Genomic DNA, 4,495 nt, shown 5'->3' on the forward strand with positions numbered 1-4,495 from the left:
GCAGTGACCGTATCGCCAAATATAACCAACTGCTGCGTATTGAAGAACATTTGGGTGCTAAAGCCGCCTATCCGGGATTGGCTGCATTGCCCAATCAAAAATAAAAAGGCGCCTCTGTGCTGCAACTATGAATAAAGAACGCTTACTATGGTGTTTAGGGGTTGTGCTGGTGCTGGCCGTCGGTTTCGGCTATGGCTACCAGCGCAACCTTCGCCAACGATATATTGAATATCAAAGTAAAAAAGACGACTTGAAAACGATGCAGCAAGAAGTCGACTCGTTGCGGCAAAAGGTGGAGGAGACGCGCGCCGGTATTGCCACGTTGGAAAATAACCCTGTTGAAACAGAGGCGAGAGCGCGAAAGGACGCCGGCATGACGCGGCCCGGTGAGATCGTTTTTAAAATAGAACGTTCATCAACGGGTGAAGTGACCGGCGTCGAAGCAGACGGTGGCGGTGACGGCGAGAAGCTGCCCGCTGAGGACTGAAACGCTCGGATGCACGTAACGATGCAGCGCGAATAAGACAGCGCTATGACTCGGCTTTAAGTTATGTTACCATAGGGGGTTGTAACTGTAGTTTTGACGCTTATCTGAAAACAACGGCTTCGATACGGTGCCTATGTCAGACAAAAGAAAAACAAATCTACGGATTATCTGTATCTGTGGACAGAGAATGAAGATTACTCCCACCATGTACGGGAAACCGGCTAAATGTGTGGCGTGTCGTCAGAAATTTTTTCTGCCTGAGGAACAAGAGTTTCCTCCGTGCATCTCGGTCGTTTATCTCCAAGAGCATCCGGAATTATTGCGCAAGACGGGTGTTTTCAATCGAGATGTGGCGGTCTGCTCCGACCACAGCGTTTTGGATGAAGCCAGAGATGATTCCGATGCCAACTTCGCCGGAGCGGACGATGACCCGGATCTCCTCGACGCAAGCAGTGATTCCGATGCCCTTTTAGGCAATAAAGGGGCAGACGAAGAAATCACGCCGCCCTTCCACAACTCCTCCAACCCCTCAAGCGCGCAAGCAAAGGACCAATCTCTCATAGAGGAGCGCCAGCCTGTCGTAAAAGCAGCACTTCCTTTCGAACGCAACGATATGCTGCGGCGTTTGTGTACCTATCAGCATCTCCTTGATAATCTAGAACACCGCGCCTTATTAGAGGAAGATGACGGGCTGAGTTCATCCGTAGTCAATGCATACAGCCGTGCATTGGACGAGGCACACGAACAATTTCAGCGGCAGCTGCGGACAAAGCAGGAAGAGATCGAAGTTCGATTAATATCCAATGAAAAATCCATTCAAGATAACATCGTTTCATTGCATGTCAAAGAGATCTCGGTGCGGGACTATTTCAACGCCGTCTTTCGCTTGCGGGCGGCGCGGGAAAGACTGGTACATTTTGTTTACCACTTGAAAGCGTGGCAGCATGTGAATGATCCTTTTGTTGCCGGCGGCTTGATGGATTTAGAATTGGACGCCTTCGACAAAGAGGAATTTACCGCGATTCATTTCGAGGAGCCGGATCTCACGAAAGAGACACCTGTGCCGTTGCTCTATATCAAAGACTTATACGATGCGTTGAATACGAGATCGGGCATTGAAGCGCGCATGAAGGAATGGAAGCGCATGCCCGCGGGGCAATCTGACGCCGCTGACGCCGCTCAAGGTACGTACGAAGATTACGCAGCCGCCCATAAACGTGTGGAAGCGTCCATATCTTTTTATCGGAGCAGAATGGAGGTATTTGTATCCGACGTTGCGCAGGATATGAGCAGCCTGCAGAAATACCGTCAAGATCTTCTCGGCAAAACCGGGAACGGCGCCCTTCCCCAACATTTGGATAGGGTGGTTCTTTCCGATCTGGAAACGATGGAGCGCTTTCTACTGCATATGAAGGCGCAGATAAACAAGTCGCTTCACGCCAATTCGACTCTTGACGCTCCCCATGAGGATCTATCCTTAGCAGATGTCTTGGACGCCGGACGGCATCGTATGGGGCAACGCTTTACTGCGAGTTTTTATTTGCTCGGTGTGCTTTTGTTGTTGGGGGGAATGTTAGTTTTTCTACAACAGGAACCCTGTACACTCTATTGTTTGGTTTTGATGTGTCCGATCCTGACGGCATTGTTTCAACTGCCCTTGGTGTTAATCAAAGCCGCGCGCCTGCGGCGCACTGCAGCACTATGGTTTTTTTTCGGGCATCTGCTCGTATTCTTGACCAGTGTGTTTGTCCTGTTCCAAACTACGGCGCTTTTATCAAGCCCTGTTTTCGGTACGTCCATTGATAGTTTGGGCGCGACAACACTGTTGAGTTTTTTTGCCGTTGGCATAGGTCTTAGCCTGATTGTGTTCAGTGACATATCGTTGCGTGTCTTTTCGCGCGCCATACTCGTCTTCGTCTGCGCCCTTTGCATTTCTCTTCTCGTTTATATGGGATACACGGGGATTCGTGCATCAACCTTTAATGGAGGCATGAGATTGGCGCCGGACACACAACAGGAAACGGTTGTATCTGTTGCTGAGGAGAAGCCTCGTTTCCTAGAAGATAAAGAAGATACCGATGATCTTGATGAAGTTCCGGCTCCAAACCTTATAACGCAGCTGCCACCGGAACTGAACGGAGCAGAGACTGAAATAACTGATGTCGCAGAACGCTTAGCGGATAACGCTTCTCTCTACACCTTCAATCTGATTGGTGTTTTTCAAGCGGGGAATTCCTCTGCTGATTTCCGTGTCTCCTTACTCGCTCCCGACGGCAACCAGGATACGTTTAACGTCCAGTTGGGCAGCACGATTCTCGGTGACTGGAAAGCTGTTGAGTATAATCCCGCCTCTAAAAAACTGACCATATCCAATGGGGAACGGATGCTTTTATTGACCGCCGGCGATAAAGTCTTTATCGATGATCAAATGAGCGAAGAACCCACCAACGGTAATACCCGCCAAGAATGAAACATGCCGCGGTAAAGACAATACCAATCGCTTATCCGGAGCGTTATTTGTCCGGTGCCTAAGCGTGGGGAAGCGGCTTTCTTTCCTTCCGTAATTTGTTTGTAACGATTCATTCTACTGTTTATAATGAATTGACTTGTAAAAACACATCATGGGAGTTCTATGTAGAGATGTGAAGTGAGGGTTTGTGTATTGTTATAAATTAATAAAAAATACCAAGGATAGGTATCTTCAGTCATCGGATCAGTTTCCGGAATGGCGTTGTGAAGGATTTATTTAAAAATGAAGGAAAGGGTAAGAACATGAAAAAAGTGATGGTATTGGTTGTAGTCGGACTGTGTCTTGGTTTACTCTCAGGTTGTTGGCAGCAGGGTAAAGCTAGCTTTGTCGTGCATAATATGAGAGAGAGTTTTGACGAAGAAGATAATGATTTAGCTTTCTTATCTCTTGTGAAAGTTGCTGATGAGTGCGCTTATCAAACGCCGGAAGGAGTAAATTTGTTGCCTAAACCCATACCCTATAATGGAACCTTCAAAATGAGTGGATTGGATGCTGGAACATACTATTGTATTGTTTATACGTGGGATCGAGATTGGGATGACCGTGGTTTTGTAACGTTGTCCGAGAGACAAACTACTCATTGGTATGTTAAGTGGTAATCAACTGTGCAACGGTCTTCTTAAATTCGAAGGATGTAGGTAGTAGTTGTTTAATAATGTTGCCTGCCAAGCAGATCTAAATCGCATCGGAAGATAATCCCCTATAGGGCAGGTGAATAATTAAGTTTAGGTTTGATCCGGCAGCGGCACTGTCCGACACCTTGCGTAGTCGGATGCCGTTGCCGGCTTTTTTTATCAACTATGGTTCGGAATTACGACTGTATGCGTGTGCTCATAATCTTCAAGCAGAATGTCTTTTCCCGTTAAACAAAAAAAGCAAGGCACGATGTCCTTGCATTTTTTTGTGATGGTGGGCGGTGCAGGACTCGAACCTGCGACCCCCTGCGTGTAAGGCAGGTGCTCTAACCAACTGAGCTAACCGCCCGGCAGTATCGACGTTCAGTATTACCTGTAAAGCCTTAGAATGAACGCCGGAGAGACCGACTCGGAACAATCAGTATATCAGATTATTCCTGTGATGATCAAAAAGGGCGGATTCAAGGTTGAAATGCAACCGATCCCAAAAAAGAGGACATCACAGAGACCTTCGGTAGAATCGTCCTGCCAAACACCCGAAGGAGTCCATAATGTCCCACCACCATTTTACACGAGATGACCGTATAAAACTAGAAACACTTAAAAGCCAAGGATTGAGCAACCGCCAAATAGCTCAGATACTCGGGTTTCATAAAAGTAGTATCGGCCGTGAATTGCGCCGTAATAGTGTACGCGGTCGCTATTGTTCCACTGCCGCGGATCGGCTTGCTATCAATCGGCGTCAAGAGATAGAACGTAAGAAGAAACTTGATCATCCTCCTCTTTTGCGCTATGTCATAAGCAAAAGTTATGAGTATTGGTCTCCCGAACAAATTAGCGGCC

At 47.5% G+C, this 4,495-nt stretch carries 5 protein-coding genes and 1 tRNA gene; 5 read left to right on the plus strand and 1 reads right to left on the minus strand.

The genetic code is table 11. The features are described 5' to 3' along the window. The 4 genes from GX117_10895 to GX117_10910 all read left to right on the plus strand — a co-directional run. Positions 1-104, plus strand: a 104-nt coding sequence (locus GX117_10895; GenBank protein NLO33843.1) for a hypothetical protein, incomplete at its 5' end; no start/stop codon positions are given. 23 nt (positions 105-127) lie between these two features. Continuing rightward, positions 128-487 (plus strand): septum formation initiator family protein, encoded by a 360-nt coding sequence (locus GX117_10900; GenBank protein ID NLO33844.1) that lies wholly within the window; start codon positions 128-130, stop codon positions 485-487. A 187-nt stretch (positions 488-674) separates the two neighbouring features. After that, positions 675-2,957, plus strand: a complete 2,283-nt coding sequence (locus GX117_10905; protein ID NLO33845.1) for a hypothetical protein — start codon at positions 675-677, stop codon at positions 2,955-2,957. A gap of 263 nt (positions 2,958-3,220) precedes the next feature. After that, entirely contained in the window at positions 3,221-3,616 is a 396-nt protein-coding gene (locus tag GX117_10910; GenBank protein ID NLO33846.1) for a hypothetical protein, read from the plus strand. Positions 3,617-3,924: 308 nt separating this feature from the next. Here GX117_10910 and GX117_10915 read toward each other — a convergent pair. Next, a tRNA-Val gene (locus tag GX117_10915) sits at positions 3,925-4,001 on the minus strand. 202 nt (positions 4,002-4,203) lie between these two features. On the opposite strand from GX117_10915, the gene GX117_10920 reads away from it, so the two are divergent. Further along, positions 4,204-4,495: helix-turn-helix domain-containing protein (locus tag GX117_10920; GenBank protein ID NLO33847.1), on the plus strand; the 292-nt coding region annotated here is incomplete at its 3' end.

It is taken from the genome of Candidatus Hydrogenedentota bacterium, from assembly GCA_012523015.1.
Lineage (GTDB): Bacteria > Hydrogenedentota > Hydrogenedentia > Hydrogenedentales > CAITNO01 > JAAYBJ01.

What these genes read in the sequence shown, in the direction of transcription:
- GX117_10900 (NLO33844.1), top strand. Translation starts at nt 128, where the DNA reads ATGAATAAAGAACGCTTACTATGGTGTTTAGGGGTTGTGCTGGTGCTG.
- GX117_10905 (NLO33845.1), top strand. Translation starts at nt 675, where the DNA reads ATGAAGATTACTCCCACCATGTACGGGAAACCGGCTAAATGTGTGGCG.